The sequence below is a fragment of the Kitasatospora nipponensis genome (assembly GCF_039528135.1).
Classification (GTDB): Bacteria; Actinomycetota; Actinomycetes; order Streptomycetales; family Streptomycetaceae; genus Kitasatospora; species Kitasatospora nipponensis.
On sequence record NZ_BAAALF010000004.1, the window covers coordinates 101635 to 119200 of the forward strand.

General features: G+C 73.4%; 17 protein-coding genes. 9 read left to right on the top strand and 8 right to left on the bottom strand.

Going from position 1 to position 17566, the window contains the following annotated elements:
- The first annotated feature begins 104 nt into the window (after window positions 1-104).
- Both ABD323_RS02495 and ABD323_RS02500 read left to right on the top strand, forming a co-directional pair.
- Complete coding sequence (locus ABD323_RS02495; protein ID WP_344438495.1) at window positions 105-611, top strand: hypothetical protein; 507 nt, start codon at window positions 105-107, stop codon at window positions 609-611.
- A gap of 151 nt (window positions 612-762) precedes the next feature.
- Window positions 763-924 (top strand): hypothetical protein, encoded by a 162-nt coding sequence (locus ABD323_RS02500; protein WP_344438498.1) that lies wholly within the window; start codon window positions 763-765, stop codon window positions 922-924.
- A 175-nt stretch (window positions 925-1099) separates the two neighbouring features.
- Here ABD323_RS02500 and ABD323_RS02505 read toward each other — a convergent pair whose 3' ends face one another.
- Window positions 1100-1636, bottom strand: a complete 537-nt coding sequence (locus tag ABD323_RS02505) for a hypothetical protein (RefSeq protein WP_344438500.1) — start codon at window positions 1634-1636, stop codon at window positions 1100-1102.
- Window positions 1637-1796: 160 nt separating this feature from the next.
- On the opposite strand from ABD323_RS02505, the gene ABD323_RS02510 reads away from it, so the two are divergent.
- Both ABD323_RS02510 and ABD323_RS02515 read left to right on the top strand, forming a co-directional pair.
- Window positions 1797-2813 carry an ATP-binding cassette domain-containing protein gene (locus tag ABD323_RS02510; RefSeq protein WP_344438503.1) on the top strand — a complete coding sequence of 339 codons (1017 nt, stop codon included), beginning with the start codon at window positions 1797-1799 and terminating at the stop codon, window positions 2811-2813.
- Complete coding sequence (locus tag ABD323_RS02515) at window positions 2810-3595, top strand: ABC transporter permease (RefSeq protein WP_344438507.1); 786 nt, start codon at window positions 2810-2812, stop codon at window positions 3593-3595. Before ABD323_RS02510 ends, ABD323_RS02515 begins: the two co-directional genes overlap by 4 nt.
- Here ABD323_RS02515 and ABD323_RS02520 read toward each other — a convergent pair.
- Window positions 3576-6689, bottom strand: a complete 3114-nt coding sequence (locus ABD323_RS02520; RefSeq protein WP_344438510.1) for an ATP-binding protein — start codon at window positions 6687-6689, stop codon at window positions 3576-3578. The two genes, ABD323_RS02515 and ABD323_RS02520, sit on opposite strands and share 20 nt — an antisense overlap.
- Window positions 6690-6873: 184 nt before the next feature.
- Between ABD323_RS02520 and ABD323_RS02525 the strand changes: the two genes are divergently transcribed.
- Window positions 6874-7695: an SAM-dependent methyltransferase gene (locus tag ABD323_RS02525; protein WP_344438512.1), complete on the top strand. Its 822-nt coding sequence runs from the start codon at window positions 6874-6876 to the stop codon at window positions 7693-7695.
- A 137-nt stretch (window positions 7696-7832) separates the two neighbouring features.
- Complete coding sequence (locus tag ABD323_RS02530; protein WP_344438515.1) at window positions 7833-9218, top strand: TolB family protein; 1386 nt, start codon at window positions 7833-7835, stop codon at window positions 9216-9218.
- A 105-nt stretch (window positions 9219-9323) separates the two neighbouring features.
- Here the strand turns inward: ABD323_RS02530 and ABD323_RS02535 are convergent, their stop codons facing one another.
- From ABD323_RS02535 to ABD323_RS02545, 3 genes are all read right to left on the bottom strand, one after another.
- Entirely contained in the window at window positions 9324-10388 is a 1065-nt protein-coding gene (locus tag ABD323_RS02535; RefSeq protein WP_344438517.1) for a transcriptional regulator, read from the bottom strand.
- Window positions 10389-10701: 313 nt separating this feature from the next.
- Entirely contained in the window at window positions 10702-10977 is a 276-nt protein-coding gene (locus ABD323_RS02540; protein ID WP_344438518.1) for a hypothetical protein, read from the bottom strand.
- A 147-nt stretch (window positions 10978-11124) separates the two neighbouring features.
- Window positions 11125-11481: a hypothetical protein gene (locus ABD323_RS02545; RefSeq protein WP_344438520.1), complete on the bottom strand. Its 357-nt coding sequence runs from the start codon at window positions 11479-11481 to the stop codon at window positions 11125-11127.
- A 165-nt stretch (window positions 11482-11646) separates the two neighbouring features.
- Between ABD323_RS02545 and ABD323_RS02550 the strand changes: the two genes are divergently transcribed.
- Window positions 11647-12642, top strand: a complete 996-nt coding sequence (locus ABD323_RS02550) for a helix-turn-helix transcriptional regulator (protein ID WP_344438522.1) — start codon at window positions 11647-11649, stop codon at window positions 12640-12642.
- An 82-nt stretch (window positions 12643-12724) separates the two neighbouring features.
- Here the strand turns inward: ABD323_RS02550 and ABD323_RS02555 are convergent, their stop codons facing one another.
- On the bottom strand, window positions 12725-13027 hold the full coding sequence (locus ABD323_RS02555; protein ID WP_344438525.1) for a hypothetical protein: 303 nt from the start codon (window positions 13025-13027) through the stop codon (window positions 12725-12727).
- Window positions 13028-13048: 21 nt separating this feature from the next.
- A complete protein-coding gene (locus ABD323_RS02560) occupies window positions 13049-14743 on the bottom strand; it encodes a sodium:solute symporter family protein (protein WP_344438527.1) in 1695 nt (564 codons plus the stop codon).
- Between the two features lie 296 nt (window positions 14744-15039).
- Between ABD323_RS02560 and ABD323_RS02565 the strand changes: the two genes are divergently transcribed.
- Both ABD323_RS02565 and ABD323_RS02570 read left to right on the top strand, forming a co-directional pair.
- Window positions 15040-15831 (top strand): ParA family protein, encoded by a 792-nt coding sequence (locus tag ABD323_RS02565; protein WP_344438530.1) that lies wholly within the window; start codon window positions 15040-15042, stop codon window positions 15829-15831.
- Window positions 15828-16811, top strand: a complete 984-nt coding sequence (locus ABD323_RS02570; RefSeq protein ID WP_344438532.1) for a hypothetical protein — start codon at window positions 15828-15830, stop codon at window positions 16809-16811. The genes ABD323_RS02565 and ABD323_RS02570 overlap by 4 nt, the downstream gene beginning before the upstream one ends.
- A gap of 7 nt (window positions 16812-16818) precedes the next feature.
- On the opposite strand, the gene ABD323_RS02575 is transcribed toward ABD323_RS02570, so the two are convergent.
- Window positions 16819-17566 (bottom strand): tetratricopeptide repeat protein (locus ABD323_RS02575; RefSeq protein ID WP_425555835.1); only part of this gene is annotated, 748 nt, incomplete at its 5' end.

Genomic DNA, 17566 nt, shown 5'->3' on the forward strand with positions numbered 1-17566 from the left:
ACTGACATCCCGCGGTCGCCCGGGCCGCCACCGCACGAAACATCCGTGCGTGAGGGTCGACTCCGCCGACTTCCCCCGGGGACCGTGCTGGCATCGTAGGGGCCATGCGACCAGCGGGAACCACGCCCTCCAACGCCCTCACCACCCTCGGCGAGGTGGCGTGCCGCTACCGGGCGGACGAGATCGACCCGGCGGACCTGCCGATGATCGCCGCCGAGGCACTCGCGGCCGGGCTGGACACCCCGACGCTCTGCGAGCTCGCCGGTCTGCCCCGCACCGCGGACACCCGCGAGATCCGCGACGCCTTCGAGCAGGCCCTCCACGAGTCCGGGATCGAGCTGCCCACCCCGCTCCTCGCCCGGCGCCACGCCCTGCGCCGACTGGCGGCGCGACTCGTCGACGGGGAGCCCGCCCCCGCCGTCCTCGCGACGGGCGACTGGTGGGAGACGGAGGTCGAGACCGCGCAGGAGCGGTCGTTCGTGCTGCTGATCCCGCAGTGCGCGTGCTGTCTCGAGTACACCCTGGACCTCGACCGGCAGACCTGGGAGGCCGAACTTCGCACCACCGCACTCGCCCTGATCTCGTCCGCACCGATCAGCCCCGGCTGCTGACACCGGTCGGGAACGCCGGCGGGGTCTAGCGCGATCCGGCCGCCATCGGCATCATGGGGAACGAGGGAACACCCCTGGGGGCCGTCGACGCGGAACGTCGAATCCGGGCCCGCGCTTGGAGCGTCAGGGGTCCGGAGAATGGATCCCTCCCATGGACACGATCCTCCTCACCGTGGATGCCGTTCTCGGCGTCCTGGGTTCCGCCCTGTCCCTGTCGGTGGAAATCGTTCGGGCACGACGGCGGGCACCGGACCGGCCGTCCGACCACCCGCAGGGACAGGTGCCGTTCCCCGACCAGGACGCGGCTGCGTGAGCCGGCACCGGACGGCAGCCGACTACCAGAGCTGATCGCAGTGCTCCGGCCTTCAGGTCGGGGGTGAAGCGATTTTGAGTGATGCTCTGACCCGCAGGTCAGACGGGGTGGTTCTGTTGTTCTCGGGGAACTCCTGACGCGTCCTTCGGGAGCTGACGCCCTTGAGAGAGTCTGGTCACGGACCGGTGTTGCCCTCGAAGGCGCCCAGGTTGATCAGGCTCACCCGGTGGTCCCAGGCGTCCCACCGGACGAATTTCTGCGCGCTCCAGTAGTAGTTGTCGTAGCCCATGAGTTCGCCGTAGGTCACCTCTTCGCGTGCCCGGTCGGGCTTGCCGAAGGCGGCCAGGAACTCCTCGTAGGAGGTCAGATGGGCGAAGTGGGACAGGTGAGGGCCGCAGATCGCGAAGCCGACGACCTTCCCCACTCGAACCTTGTAGGTGAGCTTGTCGGCGCAGTACAGGAATCCGTCGGACCGGGAAGCATGGTCGACGACCTCGTCGAGGGTCAGCCGCCGCCCCTCGCCGTCGTAGTACTCGCTCTCGATGTCGGTCCCGCCGTGGTATCGGATCACGATGGAGGAATTGGCCCCGACGATGGTCGGCCGTGGCACCCTGGCGGCTGGTGCCCCGAGGGCTATGCCGCCCATCTCGACCGTCGCGAGATCGAGGTGTGACTGGCACAGCAGGTCCAGGTTGTCGAGGATCTCGATCATGGGCAGAGTGTAGGGCCTTCCCATGACCCGCCTGTGGTTGAACGGATCTGACAGCGTAGGAAGAGGAGTTGAGTCGCCCGTCCCGGTTCCAGGGGGGCTGAAACCGGGGTGAAACCCGGCTGAGGGCGGGTTGAATGCGGGCTGGCGCAAGCTCTGCGGCATGACGACAACGACATCGCACGAACTCGCCATCTCGGCCGCCGGGCTGCGCAAGGCGTACGGGGAGAAGACGGTCCTGGACGGGATCGACCTGGCGGTGCCGGCGGGCACCATCTTCTCGCTGCTGGGGCCGAACGGGGCCGGCAAGACCACGGCCGTGAAGATCCTCTCCACCCTGGTGCGGGCCGACGCGGGTGAGCTGCGGGTCGGGGGGCACGACCTGGCCACCCAGGCGCAGGCGGTGCGCTCCCTGATCGGGGTGACCGGGCAGTTCTCCGCCGTGGACGGTCTGATCACCGGGGAGGAGAACATGCTGCTGATGGCGGACCTGCACCACCTCTCGCGGGCCGAGGGCCGGCGCACCGCCGCCGAGTTGCTGGAGCGCTTCGACCTCACCGAGGCCGCCCAGAAGCCCGCCTCCACCTACTCCGGTGGCATGAAGCGCCGCCTGGACATCGCCATGACGCTGGTCGGCGGCCCGCGGATCATCTTCCTCGACGAACCGACCACCGGGCTCGACCCGCGCAGCCGCCACACCATGTGGGGGATCATCCGCGAGCTGGTCTCCGGCGGCGTCACCGTCTTCCTCACCACCCAGTACCTGGAGGAGGCCGACGAACTCGCCGACCGCATCGCGGTGCTGAGCGAGGGCAGGATCGCCGCCGAGGGCAGTGCGGCCGAGCTGAAGCGGCTCGTCCCGGGGGGGCACGTGCGGCTGCGCTTCACCGACCCCGCCGCGTACCAGTCCGCCGCCGTCGCGCTGCGCGAGGTGACCCGGGACGACGAGGCGCTGGCGCTGCAGATCCCCAGCGACGGCAGCCAGCGCGAGCTGCGCTCCATCCTCGACTGGCTGGATTCGGCCGGTGTCGAGGCGGACGAGCTGACCGTGCACACCCCCGACCTCGACGACGTGTTCTTCGCCCTGACCGGCGGCACGGCCGCCAGCACCGCCACCAGCAGCACCGGCACCGACGCCACCCCCACCGTCCCCACCCAGTCCAAGGAGACCGTCCGATGAGCACCCTCTCCCTCGCCGTGCGCGACTCGAAGACGATGCTGCGCCGCAACCTGCTGCACGCGCGGCGCTACCCCTCCCTCACCCTGAACCTGCTGCTCACGCCGGTCATGCTGCTGCTGCTCTTCGTCTACGTCTTCGGCGACACGATGAGCGCGGGCATCGGCGGCGGCGGTCGGTCCGCGTACATCGCCTACATCGTGCCGGGCCTGCTGCTGATGACCATCGGCAGCACCGTGATCGGGGCCGCGGTGGCCGTCGCCACCGACATGAACGAGGGCATCATCGCCCGCTTCCGCACCATGGCGATCCACCGCCCCTCGGTGCTCGTGGGGCACGTCGTCGGCAGCGTGCTGCAGTCGATCGCCAGCGTGGTCCTGGTGGGCGCCGTCGCCGTGGCCATCGGCTTCCGGTCCACGGGCGCCACGGCCCTGCACTGGCTGGCGGCGTTCGGGCTGCTCGCGCTCTTCGCCCTGGCGCTGACCTGGATCGCGGTCGGGATGGGCATGGCCAGCCCGAGCGCCGAGGCGGCCAGCAACAGCGCCATGCCACTGATCCTGCTCCCGCTGATCTCCAGCGCCTTCGTCCCCCTGCACTCGATGCCCGGCTGGTTCCAGCCGATCGCGCAGTACCAGCCGTTCACCCCGGCCATCGAGACCCTGCGCGGCCTGCTGCTCGGCACCGAGATCGGCGACAACGGCTGGATCGCGATCGCCTGGTGCGTCGGCCTGTCCGCGCTCGGCTACCGCTGGTCGACGGCGTCCTTCAACCGCGACCCGAAGTAAGCGCGCGGGTTGCCTGCCGCAACTCGTCCCGCTCCAGGGCGGCGTACTCCGACACCGCGTCGGCATACGCCGCCCGGTCGGCGTCCTGCGCCGCCTGCCGGGCGCGGTCCGCCGACATCGTCGGCTGGAAGTCCCGCAGCACCCGCAGCCGTTCGGCCAGCGCGATCATCCGCACGGCACCGGCATCGCCCCTCGCCAGGCCCACCATGCCCAGCGCGTGCAGCACCGTCCCGAGGACCGGGAGCACCATGGGCGAGCCGGACGGGTCGCCGAGCAGCGTCCGCAGCCGCTCCCGCAGCCGCTCGACCGGCCCCGCGACCAGTTCGAGGCGGCCAGCGTGCGCGTGCGCCGTCACGGCCGCCGACTGGATCTGCAGCGCCCACGGGTCGAGCCAGGGGGCGCTGCCCTGCACCGAGCCGGCCGCCAGCATCCGCTCCACGGCACTGCGCCACAGGCCGAGCCCGACCTCCGTCAGCCCGCGGGCCAGCGCGATCTCGGCGCGCCCGGCGAGGTCGGGCCGGTAGAAGTCGTTCTGCCGCGGGGTGTCGTCGCCCTCCGTCTGGCGCAGCCAGTGCTCGGCCTCGTCGGGGTCGCCGCGCTGCAGGCAGGCGAGGACGAGGAGCGAGCGGATGCCGATGTAGTCCTGACCGTCGCCGAGTTGCGGCAGCACCGCGAGCGCCGCCCTGAGGTGCTCGTGCGCCTCCTCGCCCTGACCCGTGCGCAGGCACAGCTCGCTGAGCCGGGAGTGCACCATGAGCCGCACGGAGGGATTGTCGATCGGCGCGAGTTCGGCGGCCGTCCTGCGCGCCGCGACGATCGCGCGGTCGATGTCGTGCTCGTACTCCCAGAGGTAGGAGGCGATGCACTCGGCGATGCCGGCGACCAGCGGCTGTCCGCTGTCGCAGAACCCCCGCAGCACGTCGTAGTCGGGAGGCACCATCGCGGGCACCGCGCTGAGCACCACGGCGATGGCGCGCAGCAGTGTGTCCGGCGGGGCCGGGGGCAGCCGCCGCAGGGTGACGAGCTGGCGCACGGCACTGGGGCCGTGCCCCATGAACAGCACCACCGTGCACAACACCGCTGCGGCGCGGGCGACTTCGAGGTACTCGGGCTCGGGGTGGTAGTGCGACAGCGGCGGGCCGGTGTCCGCGGCCAGGGCGGTGAGGCGGGGAAAGTTGGAGTCGGTGGACCACAGGGCGGCCAGCACGGCGGTGAGGGCGGCGATGGACGGCCCGTCCGCACGGGTCAGGGCGTGTCGCAGGGCCAGCACGAGGTTGTCCTGCTCGACCTTGATCCGCTCCCAGGAGGCCAGCGCCTGCGAGCCGAAGAGCGCGTCGTGGTACGCGACCCCGAAGTCCCGCGCCCAGCCGAGGAACCGGTCGACGGCCCGCTCCTCCTCGCCCGCCTCCGCGCACCGGGCCGCGCTGAACTCCCGTACCGTCTCCAGCATCCGGAACCGCACACCGGCCGGGGTGTCGGCGACGGTGACCAGCGACTGATCGGCCAACTGCTCCAGCAGGAACAGCCCGTCCTCACCGAGCACCCGCTCCGCCGCCTCGCCCAGGAAGCCGCCGGGGAAGACGGAGAGCGTGCGCAGCGCCGCCCGGGCGTCCTCGGCGAGCAGGTTCCAGCTCCACTCCACGACCGCGTGCAGCGTGCGGTGCCGTTCCGGTGCGTCGCGCGCCCCGCCGCGCAGCAGCGCGAACCGGTCGCCGAGGCGACGGGCGATCTCCGGGACCGACAGCACCCGCACCCGGGCCGCGGCCAGCTCCACGGCCAGCGGCAGCCCGTCGAGGTGGCGGCACAGTTCGGCCACCGCGTCCGACGGCAGTTGCACTCCGCTGCGGGCGGCCCGGGCCCGCTGGGTGAACAGCTCGACGGAGGTGGCCAGTTCGAGCTCCGGCAGCGCGTACACCGCCTCGGAGGTCAGGCCCAGCGGGGCTCGGCTGGTGGCGAGCACCCGCAGGTCCCGGGAGGAGGAGATCAGGGCCCGGACCAGGTCGGCGGCGCCCCGCACCACCTGCTCGCAGTTGTCCAGCACCAGCAGCGCGGAGCCGGAACCGAGCACGCCGAGGATGCCGGAGACCGGGTCGGCCGCGGCGGGGCCGCTCACCGCGCCCGCGCCGAGCGCGGAGGCCACCTGCGCGGCCACGTCCCGGTCGGCGGTGACGGCGGCGAGCGGCACGAAGTACACCACGCGCTGCTCGGCCCGGCGGCTCACCGCGTGCGCGAGCCGGGTCTTGCCCAGGCCGCCGGGGCCCACCACGGTGACGGCGCGCGAGGCGCCCAGCAGCGCCTCCACCGCCGCGACGTCCTCGTCCCGTCCGAGCAACGGGTTCGGCTCGTGCGGCACGCCGTGTCGCACCACCGGCGGCTCGCCGCGCAGCAGTTCCTGCTGGACGGTCTTGAGCCCGGTCCCCGGGCCCGTGCCCAGCTCCTCGCGCAGCTCGCGGCGGTACTCCTCGTAGCGGGTGAGCGCGGCGGACGGGCCGGCCGTCGCCGCCTCGCCGCGCAGCAGTTCGGCGAGCACCTCCTCGTCGCGCGGATGCCTGGCGGCGAGGGCGGCCAGCTGCCCGGCCACCTCCGCGCGCCTGCCCAGTCGGGCCAGCGCCAGCGCGCGTGCGCGCAGCAGCGCGTCGCGGACGGGGGCGCGCTCGGCGCGCAGCGCGGCCACCGGGTCGTCGTCCCCGCCGCTCTCGTCGGGGGTGCCGGTCCACAGGGCCAGCCCGGCCTCGGCCGCCGCCAGCGATCCCGTGTGGTCCCCGGCCCTGGCCCGCTCCGCGCTCGCGGCGGCGTGCAGCAGCAGGGCGGAGCTGTCGACCTGGTCCTCGGCGAGGTCGAGCCGGTACCCGCTCGGCGTGCTGACGATCAGGTCGGCGCCCAACTGCGCCCGGGCCCTGGACACCAGGACCTGCAGCGCCTTGCCGGGCCGCTGCGGCAACTCCTGCGGCCACAGCCCCGCCACCAGCCGCTCGGTGCCGCAGCCCGTGCGCAGGTCGCCCGCGAGCAGGGCGAGCAGGGCGCGGAGCCGGGGCGCGGTGACCTCCTGTCCACGGTGGGCGACACGCGGCAGCAGGGTCAGGTCGGTGGTCACCCCCGTAGGTTAGCCCGACCGGTGGAACCGCAGGTCAGGTCGGGGGGCGTCAACTGGGCGTTGAAAGTCGGAGCATGATCGGCCATCATTCGGCCCAGGGACGAGCGGCGGCACAGGACGAGCGGCGCCAGGCCCCGTCGAGGCAGCCGCCGTCGCACAGCAGTCGCGCAGAGGGAGACCCGCAGTGCCGAAGCAGGAGACGACCGCGCAGGCGCACGCCGGGGTCTACGACTCGCCGCCGCCGAACATCGCCCGGGTCTACGACTACCTGTTGGGCGGCAAGGACAACTTCCCGGCCGACCGCGTGGTCGGCCAGCAGATCGAGCAGACGCTGCCCGAGGTGCACCTGGGCGTGCAGCAGCAGCGGGCCGTGCTGCGGCGGGTGGTGCGGTACCTGGTCGAGGAGGCCGGGCTGCGGCAGCTGATCGACATCGGCTCGGGCCTGCCCACCGCCGACAACGTGCACCAGGTGGCCCAGGGCGTCGACGCCGCCACCCGGGTGGTCTACGTGGACAACGACCCGGTGGTGCTCACGCACGCCCGGGCGCTGCTCGCCGACACCAAGGAGACCGTCGTCATCGCCGGCGACCTGCTGGACCCGGCGGGGCTGCTCGCCGATCCCGTGCTGCGCGCGCACATCGACCTCGAGCAGCCGGTGGGCCTGCTGCTCTGCGGGATCCTGCACTACGTGCTGGACGAGGAGGAACCGGCGCGGCTGGTGCGCGAGTTGGTCGAGGCGTTGCCCAGTGGCAGCTACCTGTTCATCCACCACCTGCTGGCCGCCGGCGACCCCGACGCCGCCGCGGCGGAGGCGGTGCTGCGCAAGGGCGTGGGGCGCGCGCAGTTCCGCACGCTGCCCGCGGTCGCCGCCTTCCTCGACGGGCTGGACCCGGTCGAGCCCGGCGTGGTCACCGTCTCCGAGTGGCGCCCCGAGGCGGACACCCCGGCGCTGGACGCCAACCCGGTGCTGCGGCTGGCGGCGGTGGGAGTGGCCCGCAAGCCCTGACCGTCCGGGGTACGTCAGCTTCCTTATCCGGAGCGGCTGTTGTCGGCGGCCCCGTTGACGGGAGGCGGCCGGGCGGGTTGGCTCGGGGCGTCAGTGGGGCCGGCGGCCGCGGGGGCGGCCACTTCGGGAGGGGAACCATGTTCGGACTCGGTCGATCCACCGTCCAGACGGTCGCGGGGGTCTGCGCCGTCACCGCCGCACTCGCGGCCGCCGGCGTCGCACCGGCGGTGGCGGCGCCCGCCACCGCCACCCCGGCGACCGCGCGCCAGGTCTGCCTGGCGCCCGGGGGCGCGCAGCCCGACCAGGCCGTGTACCCGGCCGCGATCAGCGCCGACGGCCGCTTCGCGCTGGTCGACTCGTCGGCCGGCAACCTGGTGCCGGGGGGCAACAACGGCAACGGCGGCGTCCTGGTCTGCGACCTGCGCACCGGGCACGTCGAGCGCGCGGACCTGAGCGACGCGGGCGCCCAGCCCGACGGCTTCAGCTCCCCCGGCGCGATCAGCGCGAACGGCCGGTACGTGGTCTTCACCTCCTCCGCGGGCAACCTGGTGCCGGGCACCACCCAGGGCGTCGACAACATCTACCTGCGTGACCTGCGCACCCGCCACACCGAGCTGATCAGCGTCGGGACCGGCGGCGCACCGCAGGTGGGCGGCAGCGCGCAGCCGAGCATCAGCGCGGACGGCCGCTACGTGGCGTTCAACTCCAACCGCTCCGACCTGGTGCCCGGCGACACCAACCAGGCCTCCGACGCCTTCGTCCGCGACCGCCGCACCGGCAGCACCGTGCGGGTCTCGGTGCACAGCGACGGCACCCAGGGCGCCGCGGGTTCGTTCTGGCCCTCGATCAGCGCGGACGGCTCCCGGGTGGTCTTCGTCTCCCGCGACCGGGACCTGGCCACCGACGTCCCCACCACGGCTTCCTCCCCCGCCGCCTCCACGGACGCCGCCGCCTCGGACCTGGCCCCGCACAAGGCCCGCTACTACCCGCTCTTCACGCACGACCTGCGCACCGGTCGCACCGCCGTGGCGAGCGTGGAGCCGGACGGCACCACCACCGCGGACGTCACCGCCGGGCGGATCAGCGCGGACGGCCGCAGCGCCGTGTTCACCTCGCTCGACAACGACTACCTGGCCCCCAGTCAGGTCATGGTCCGCGACCTGGACCGCGGCACGACCACGCTGGTCAGCGCCGCCGCCGACGGCACCGCGGGCAACCGTTCCTCGTCCCTGCTGGCGCTGAGCCCGGACCACCGCTTCGCGTACTTCGGCTCGACCGCCGACAACCTGCTGCCCGGCGGCGCGAGCGACTCCCTCGCCTTCTACCGGCGCGACCTGCGCTCGGGGCGCAGCGAGCGCCTGCTGGAACTGCCCCTGCTGCCGGACGGCGGGGCCCAGGGGGTGGGCGCGTCCGTGGACGCGGCGGGGAGCGTGCTGCTCTTCGGCGCGGACGGCAGCACGGTGCTGCCGGGTGACACGGACCACACGGCCCAGGCCTTCACCGTGCGCCTGGGCCGCCGCTGACGGCTCGTCGGGAGAGAACGGGTCGGCGGAGAGCAGGAGCCGGAGCACTCGTCCCGCGGGGTGGCGACCCGTCCAAGTGAAGCACCGGCTCGGTTGGACGACCGATCACACCCGACCCACCGAGCGCACCCGGTCGTCCAGCTCCTGCGCGAACTCCTCCCACACCTCGGCGCAGCGGCGCGCGAGGTCGACCACCAGGTCCCCGCAGTGCGTGGGCACCACGGAGGTCAGGCCGGACCAGTCCTGCATCCCGACCGCGTTCTGCTGCAGCAGCCGCAGCAGGTGCCGGCCCTCCTCCTTGTGGCGCAGGGCCGGATCGCGCAGCAGCTTCTCGAGCACGGTGGCGGGATCCGGCGGCACCGGGCGCATCCGACGCCCGGTGCGCTGTCGGGGGACGGAGACCGTGGCGGCGTCGGAGGCGGCCGACTGCACCGAGCGGTCCGCCACCGGGGCCTGCCCGGCCTCCAGGCGCCGGCGGACATCGCTGACCGTGGCCGGTGAGATCCCGGCGAGCCGCGCCACCTCGCGCAGCGAGGCCTGCGGGTCCTCGGCGATCAGTTCGGCCGCCCGCTTCCGGCCCTCCACGCTGCTCAGCGGACGAACCTTGCCGTCCCGGCCGACCCGGACGTGCAACTGCGGCACCGTGTCCACCGAGCCGCGTCTGATGGCGGCCACCGCCTTGGCCCCCAGTCCCGCGGCCCGGGCGATGGCGCGGTCCGACATCTGCGGGTGCGAGACGATGATCCGGGTCGCGGCGGCCCGGCGGTCGGCCCGCGAGAGCGGGAGGCCGTGGGTGATGTTCGCCTCGACGGCACGCAGGAAGGCCTCTTCAGCCGTGCCGTCGAAGAACTCGACCTCGATGGCCTCGTGGCCCTTCCAGAACGCGGCCATCAGACGGTGGATCCCGTCGATCACCCGCATGGTGCGCCGCTCGACGAGGATGGGCGGCAGCGGCGCGTCGAGCTCCGCCAGTCGGGCCACGTGCTCGGCGTCCGGCCCTTCGGAACGCGGCGACTCTCCCGGGAGCAGCAGGGCGATCGGGACGGTGGCGAACCTCTGCCTCTCGAGCTCGTCCGCGCCGACCACGCCGACTGGTCCGACTGCTGCGCGCAGCTCGGTGCCCGTTCCGTTGTTCGCGCGTTCGACTGGACCGGCGACTGCCTGATTCATGGTCTCACCCCGTTGGATAGCGGCCCGCGATCCGGTACTCGTGGGGCCCGCGGAAAGTCGAGTCGTGCGTTGCCCGGGCCTGCGGCATGGGGCCCGCAGGGTGTCGCCCCGGTGGCTCGTCACTGGGTCACGCGCTCGGCCCGACGGGCCGTGGGCAGCGGACAGCGAGCGCGGACGGGAGCGCGGACGGGCGTGAGCGGCCGGGTGGCCGCGGCGTGGCGGTCGGATCCGCCTGCGGGGCCGCCGGGTGGCCGGGAACCCGCGGAGGCCGGCGGTGCTGGGACCGTGGGCACCGGCCCGGTGGCGGGACCGGCTACTGCCAGATCATGTCGTCGCCCTGGGAGCCGGAAGCGCTGGGGACGGGGGTCGGGGCGGGGGTGATCGGGCTGCCCTGCCAGATCATGTCGGCCTGCAGCACGGTGCCGGGGGTCCGTTCCAGCGGTGTGTTCTGCCAGATCATGTCGTTGGCCAGAGCGGAGGGAACGGTGTGGTGGACCGCCAGAGCGCTGTGCACCTCGAGAGCGGGCACGGCCACGGCGAAAGCGAGCGTGATGACCGCGGCGGTCTGGACGAGGATGTTGCGAGACATGACGGAGCCCTTCGAACGATCTGGGTCGGCTGGCTGACTTCCGGATCGCGCGTTCCGCGGTGACGCTTCTCCGGCGCCGGCTTCCGGGCGGTGCTCCCTGCCGGCGAGTACCAGCTTCGTCACATCCCAGGGCAGTTGGAAGGGCCGTCAGCTGGACGGAAACGGCCCTGGCCCAATCCGTCCACCGTCGTCGGACGAGGACAACAACCTTTGGTAGAAAGGCACCACGAGCGGGACGCTCGCGCTCTCCAGGCGCCAGCAGTCGAGTTCGGGCGCGGCGGCCAGCACCCGCACGCACAGCCCCGCCGCCCGGACCTCGGCCTCCTCCAGCCGGTCGGCCAGCAGGTAGACCCCGACCACCAGCCGGCCGGGAGCGTGCTGGTGCGCCGCGACGTGCTCGACGCGCTCGTACGGCAGCGCCGAGACGCGGATCAGCTGCCTGACGCGCTCCAGCGGGACGGTGGCGTCGGGCGGCACCATCAGGCGGAGATGAACGAGATACATGGCGCCAACACTCCCAAACACCCCCTTGAGGTGCAAAGAGGGTCTTCCTGGACGGTTCAGGCCACGACCCGAAACGTCCAGGAGCAGTCCTGGAGCAACGCACGATACGCGTGAAATGATCGCGTTCGAAATGATGGTCCACACTGTCGTCCACGGGGGACAACAATGCTCGCCATGCTTGGCCTTGACCGAACGTCCGAAACCGTCTACCGGGCCATGCTCGCCAGACCACAGTACGGGGTGGCACAGCTGGTCCAGCATCTGGGGCTCTCAGAGGTCGCTGTGCGCCAGGCGCTCGACACGTTGAGCGAGTTGGCCCTGCTCCGCCCCTCGCACGAGCGCCGGGGCGAACTGCGCGCCGTGTCCCCCGACATCGGGATGGAGATCCTGATGTCGCGCCAGCAGGCCGAACTGGCCGCCCAGCAGCAGCGGATCGAGGCCTCGCGCGCCGCGGCGGCCCAACTCATCGCGGAGTACGCGGACCTGCGGCCGAACACCGCCCACCCGGGTGTCGAGCAGCTGGTCGGAATCGACCAGATCCGCGACCGTCTCGCCACGCTCACCCACGAGATGCGCTCCGAGGTGATGACCTTCGCCCCGGACGGCGCCCACACGGCGGAGAGCATCGACGCCGCCCGCCCGCTCAACCAGTCCCTGCTGGAGCGGGGCATCACCATGCGCACCATCTACCTGGAGAGCCTGCGCAACAACCAGCCCACCGTCGACTACGTCACCTGGCTGGCCGAACGGGGGGGCCGGGTGCGCACGGCGCCCTCGCTGCCCACCCGCATGATCATCGTCGACCGCGCCATCGCGGTCATCCCGGTCAGCGACGAGGACACCGCCGCCGCGGCCGTCGTGCTGACCGGGCACGGCACGCTGACCGCCCTGTGCGCGCTCTTCGAGAACGTCTGGTCCACCGCGCAGCCGTTCGGCGAGAGCACCCGGCACAACGGTAGCGGCCTGAACCCGCAGGAGACGACCACCATCCAGCTGCTCGCCGACGGGCACACCGACGACGCGATCGCCAAGCGGCTCGGCGTCTCCCCGCGCACCGCCCGGCGGCTGGCCACCGACCTGATGGAGCGGCTCGGCGCCCGCAGCCGCTTCGAGGCCGGGGTGCGGGCGGTCCAGCAGGGCTGGCTGCCCCACCAGCGGTAGCGGCCGGGCCGGCCGGCGGGTGTCCAAGCGGGGCGCCTCCGCAGTTGAACACCCGCCGGCCGGCCCCCGATCCGGTTGCCCCTCAGTGCGGCCCGGGTGTCGGCGGGGCGCCGGGGGCGGGCGGGCCGGCGGGCAGCCGGATCGGGCGCAGCTGGGCCCAGGCGCCGAAGGCGGTGGCGCCCAGCAGCATCGGGATGCCGGCCCAGAGGTTGACGTTCACGCCGCCGGCCCGGTTCAGGTCGGCCTGGGAGGTGACGGTGGCGCCCATGACGGTCAGCACCGTGCCGTAGATGCCGAACAGCAGCGCGAGCACCCGGCGCAGGTCGAAGGCGCCGGCCTGGGCGGGGGCGCCGTCGCTCGCGGGATCGGGGTCCGGGTCGGTCACAACGGGCTCCTGTTCACCTGGTCACCAGAAGACGATGTTGAGGGCGACGGCGAGCAGCAGCGCGCCGGTGCCGAGCAGCGCGGGGTTGCGGAACCAGCCGGCGTCCTCGCGGGTGTCGGAGTCCTTGATCGTGTCGCGCGGGGTCAGCGACCAGACCAGGCCCACCAGCTCGGCGTCCGGCTTGGGCTCGGTGACCAGCGAGACCGCGACGCTGACCGTGACGTCCATGACGAAGGCCGCACTCGCCGCCACGAAGCTCGGGCCCTGGCCGGACAGGTGCAGGACGTGGTGCCGGTTGAGCTGGTCGATCGTCACGGCCGAGGCGGTGCCCACGATCAGGCCGATGCCGCCGGCCAGCGGGGTGGTCCGCTTCCAGAACATGCCCAGGATGAAGGTGGCGAAGAGCGGGGCGTTGAAGAAGGAGAAGAGGGTCTGGAGGTAGTCCATGATGTTGTTGTAGCCACTGGCGATGAACGCGGTGCCGATCGCCAGCGCGCAGCCGAGCACGGTGATCGTGCGCCCGACCCGCAGGTAGTAGGCGTCCGGCCGGTCCTTGACCACGTAGGCCTGCCACAGGTCGTAGGTGAAGACCGTGTTGAACGAGCTGACGTTGGCCGCCATGCCGGCCATGAACGCGGCCAGCAGTCCGGTGATCGCCACGCCCAGCATGCCGTTCGGCAGCAGGTCGCGGATCAGCAGCTCGATCGCGTTGTTGTAGGTCACCCCGTTGTCCAGGGTCCCGCCGCTGGCCTTGTAGGCGGCCAGCTCCGGGGAGAGCACCGCGGCCAGCATGCCGGGGATCACGATCACCAGGGCCAGCAGCGCCTTGGGGTAGGCGCCGATCAGCGGGGTGCGGCGGGCCGCGGACATGTTCCGGGCCGCCAGCGCGCGCTGCACCTCGGCGAAGTTCGTCGTCCAGTAGCCGAAGGAGAGCACGAAGCCCAGGCCGAAGACGATGCCGAGCACGGAGAGCGTGGCGTTCGCGATGCCGGTGAGGTTGGTGGCCGGCCAGGCGTGCAGCTGCAGGTTCGCGTCGGTGTTCAGCGCCCGCACCCGCGTGCTCAGGCCGTCCCAGCCGCCGACCCGGTGCAGGCCCACCAGGGTGAGCGGGACCAGCATGGCCACGATCACGAAGAACTGCATCACCTCGTTGTAGACCGCCGCCGACAGCCCGCCGAGCATGGTGTAGGCCAGCACGATCAGCGCGGCGACCATGATGGAGACCCACAGCGGCCAGCCGAGCAGCAGGTTGACCACGGTGGCCAGCGCGTACAGGTTGACGCCGGCGATCAGCACCTGGGCGAGCGCGAAGCTGAGCCCGTTGACCAGGTGCGCGAACCGGCCGAACCGGCGGGCCAGGAACTCCGGCACGCTGCGCACCTTCGAGCCGTAGTAGAACGGCATCATCACCAGGCCCAGGAAGACCATGGCCGGGATCGCGCCGATCCAGTAGTAGTGCACGGTCGGGATGCCGAACTGCGCGCCGTTGGCGGTCATGCCGAAGATCTCGACCGCCCCCAGGTTGGCCGAGATGAACGCCAGGCCGGTCACCCAGGCGGGCAGCGAGCGCCCGGAGAGGAAGAAGTCCAGGCTGGAGGAGACCGAGCGGCGGGCGAGCGTGCCGATGCCGAGCACCAGCACGAAGTAGACGGCGAGCAGCGCGTAGTCCACCGGCCCGGCGTCCAGCCGCAGGCCGGCAGCAGCAAGAACGCTCAACTGAATCCCCACCCCTCGGATGCCCGACCTTTCGCGCCCCGTCCTACCAGCGCACCGGCCGTCCGCGCCGTGCTGCTCACCCGGCCGGGGGCGCGTCGTTGGGCCGATCGGCGGGCGCGGAGGCGGGCAGGCGCCCGCCGGACGGCTCGGGGACGACCCCGCCGGCGGCGGGCGCCGCCGTCCGGGTGTTCCTGGCCCGGGGCGAGCCGGGCTCGGTGGCGGTGGGCGATCGGCTGGCTACGCTGCGAGCACGGCCGGCGGCTCCCGGCGGCCCAGGCGGCGAACAGGAGACACCAGTGCGGATCGCGGTGTGTCAGAACAAGGGCGGCTCCGGGAAGACGGCCATGGTCGTGAACCTCGCCGCCGCGCTGGCGGAGGCCGGCGAGCGGGTCGACGTCGCCGACGTGGATCCGCAGGGCAACGCCTCGCGGCGGCTGGGCGCGCGGCCCGACGCCGACCAGGCGACGATCAGCGAGGCGATCAAGTGCGACGCGCTCGGCGCGGCCCGGGACGCCTACGTCGAGTGCGGCTGGGGCGGGGTGTACAGCGAGCGGATCCGCGTGCTGCCGGCCCGCTTCGAGCTGGAGAACCGGATCTCCGAGGCCGGCACCGTGGGCGCCGTGAAGCGGCTCAAGCGGGCGATGGCCGGCTGCGACGACGGCCGGACCACCCTGCTCGACTGCCCGCCCTCGCTGGGGCACCTCACCCAGCTGGCCATGGTCGCGGCCGACGCGGTGCTCATCGTGGTCGAGCCGGAGTTCGACGGGATCGAGGGCGCCGTGCGGGTCCTGGCCTTCGTCCGCGACCACGCCGAGGACCTCAACAACCCGCGGCTGCACGTGGCCGGCGTCGTCCCGTCCCGGGTCCGGGCCGGCCTGGGCGTCCACGACTTCCAGCTGGAGGGCCTCGCCACCTGCTTCCCGCGGCTGGTGTGGGCTCCGCACATCCGCGAGCGGGCCGTGATCAAGGCCGCCGCGGACTCCGTCGCCCCGCTGCGCTCCCTGCGCACCCTGCCCGCCCGGGAGATGGCCGACGACTTCGCCCAGCTGGCCGCCCGGATCACCCGCCTCAAGGAGACCGTCGCATGAGCGAGCGCCCCCGCCTCCAGCGCCCGGACAGCACCGCCCGGCTGGCCGGCCCCGAGACCCTGCTGATCGGCCACCGGCCGGGCCGGCGCCGAACCGACGGTGCCCCGGCTCCGGTCGCGGTCGCCGCCGCGGCGGACCCGGGCACCGGGTGCGCCGAGGGCACGGCCGCGGCATCGACACCGGCATCGGCGTCAGGGGTGACCGGGCGCAGCCTGGCCGAGCTCGAGGCCAGGGTGGCCGCCGCCCAGCAGGAGGGCATCGAGGTGGTCCGGCAGGCGCAGGCGCAGTTCGACGCGGACAAGGAGGCCGCGCACACCCGGTTCGCCGCGGACGCCGGTCCCGCCCTGTGGGAGATCCACGACCGCCGGCTCTACCGGGCCACCCACCGCACCTGGGACGAGTACCTGACGCAGCGCTGGAACCTCTCGCGGTCCTACGCCCACCGCCTGCTGGAGATGATCCCGGTACAGGCCGCGTTGTTGCCAGATCCCGCTTTTGGCAACCTCGTGCTGCGCGAGTCGCAGGCCCGGGTGCTGGTCCCCGTGCTGCGCGAGCACGGTCCCGAGCAGGTGCGCGAGGTGGTCGGCAAGACGCTGGCCGACGGCGAGCGGCCGACCGCCAAGGCGCTGACCGCCGCCCGGGCCGCGCTCGGCTACGTCCCCGCGACCGCCCGGGAGTGGGAGCAGGGCGAACCCGCGCCGGCGCCCGAACCGCCCACCGCCGACCAGGAGGAGAGCCGGCTGGCGCTCGGGGACCTGGAGCGGCTGGCCGGTGTGCTGCGGGCCGCCCTGCGCGACCTGCCCGACACCCTGGCCACCACCGCCGCCCGCTCCTTCCCCGGCGAGACCCGCAGCGCGCTGGCCGACCTGCGCCGGCAGCTGCGGCGGGCCACCCGGCTCACCGACGCGGGCCCCGCACCGGGCGACCCCGCGCCGACCGTGGCCGCGCCGACCGGCATCCCGGGGCCCGCACGGGGCTGACGGGGGCTCAGCCCCAGGGGCGGCGCAGGCGTTCGGAGACCCGACGCCACAGCGCCGCCCCCGGGTGTTCCGCCTGCAGGCGCGCCACCTCCCGGGCCGCGCCGGCGTCGCCGCTGTGCTGGGCCCATGCGTACCAGTCCAACGCCTCGCGGTAGTCGCCGCGCTGCTCGTGCACCCGCGCGCCGTCCAGCACGGCCGCCGTGCTGCCCTGCTGCCCGGCCCGCAGCAGCCACTCCAGGGCCTTGCGGGCGTCCGGCTCGCCGCCCGTCGCCAGGTGCCCGCGGGCCACCGCCCGCATCGCCTTGGTGCTGCCCGCCTCGGCCGCCCGCAGCTGCCAGGTGTGGGCGTTGGTGCCGTCCAGCTCCGCCATGATCTGCAGGGCCTGCACCTCCCCCGCCTCGGCGAGCTCGCGGTAGCGCTTCACGGCGCGCCTGCGGTACCGCTTGCGCTCGTCGGGATCGGTGCTGCGTTCGCTGAGCCGCAGGCAGAGCCGGGCGATGTCCCGCCGGGAGGCGGCGTCGCCCAGCGACTCGGCCTGTAGGTGGCTCCCCAGTGCCTCCTCGGGGCGGCCGTTCCGCTCGTGTTCCAGCGCCCTGGCCCGCAGCGCGGAGACGCTGAGCCGCTCGGGCTTGGCCGGGGCGGGGACGGGGGCCGGGGCGGGGACGGCCTTCGGCTTCGCGGGCGTGGGGGTTGGGACGGTCTTCGGCTTCGCGGGCGTGGGGGTTGGGACGGTCTTCGGCTTCGCGGGCGTGGGG

What these genes read in the sequence shown, in the direction of transcription:
- ABD323_RS02495 (WP_344438495.1), top strand. Translation starts at nt 105, where the DNA reads ATGCGACCAGCGGGAACCACGCCCTCCAACGCCCTCACCACCCTCGGC.
- ABD323_RS02500 (WP_344438498.1), top strand. Translation starts at nt 763, where the DNA reads ATGGACACGATCCTCCTCACCGTGGATGCCGTTCTCGGCGTCCTGGGT.
- ABD323_RS02505 (WP_344438500.1), bottom strand. Translation starts at nt 1,636, where the DNA reads ATGATCGAGATCCTCGACAACCTGGACCTGCTGTGCCAGTCACACCTC.
- ABD323_RS02510 (WP_344438503.1), top strand. Translation starts at nt 1,797, where the DNA reads ATGACGACAACGACATCGCACGAACTCGCCATCTCGGCCGCCGGGCTG.
- ABD323_RS02515 (WP_344438507.1), top strand. Translation starts at nt 2,810, where the DNA reads ATGAGCACCCTCTCCCTCGCCGTGCGCGACTCGAAGACGATGCTGCGC.
- ABD323_RS02530 (WP_344438515.1), top strand. Translation starts at nt 7,833, where the DNA reads ATGTTCGGACTCGGTCGATCCACCGTCCAGACGGTCGCGGGGGTCTGC.
- ABD323_RS02535 (WP_344438517.1), bottom strand. Translation starts at nt 10,388, where the DNA reads ATGAATCAGGCAGTCGCCGGTCCAGTCGAACGCGCGAACAACGGAACG.
- ABD323_RS02540 (WP_344438518.1), bottom strand. Translation starts at nt 10,977, where the DNA reads ATGTCTCGCAACATCCTCGTCCAGACCGCCGCGGTCATCACGCTCGCT.
- ABD323_RS02545 (WP_344438520.1), bottom strand. Translation starts at nt 11,481, where the DNA reads ATGTATCTCGTTCATCTCCGCCTGATGGTGCCGCCCGACGCCACCGTC.
- ABD323_RS02550 (WP_344438522.1), top strand. Translation starts at nt 11,647, where the DNA reads ATGCTCGCCATGCTTGGCCTTGACCGAACGTCCGAAACCGTCTACCGG.
- ABD323_RS02570 (WP_344438532.1), top strand. Translation starts at nt 15,828, where the DNA reads ATGAGCGAGCGCCCCCGCCTCCAGCGCCCGGACAGCACCGCCCGGCTG.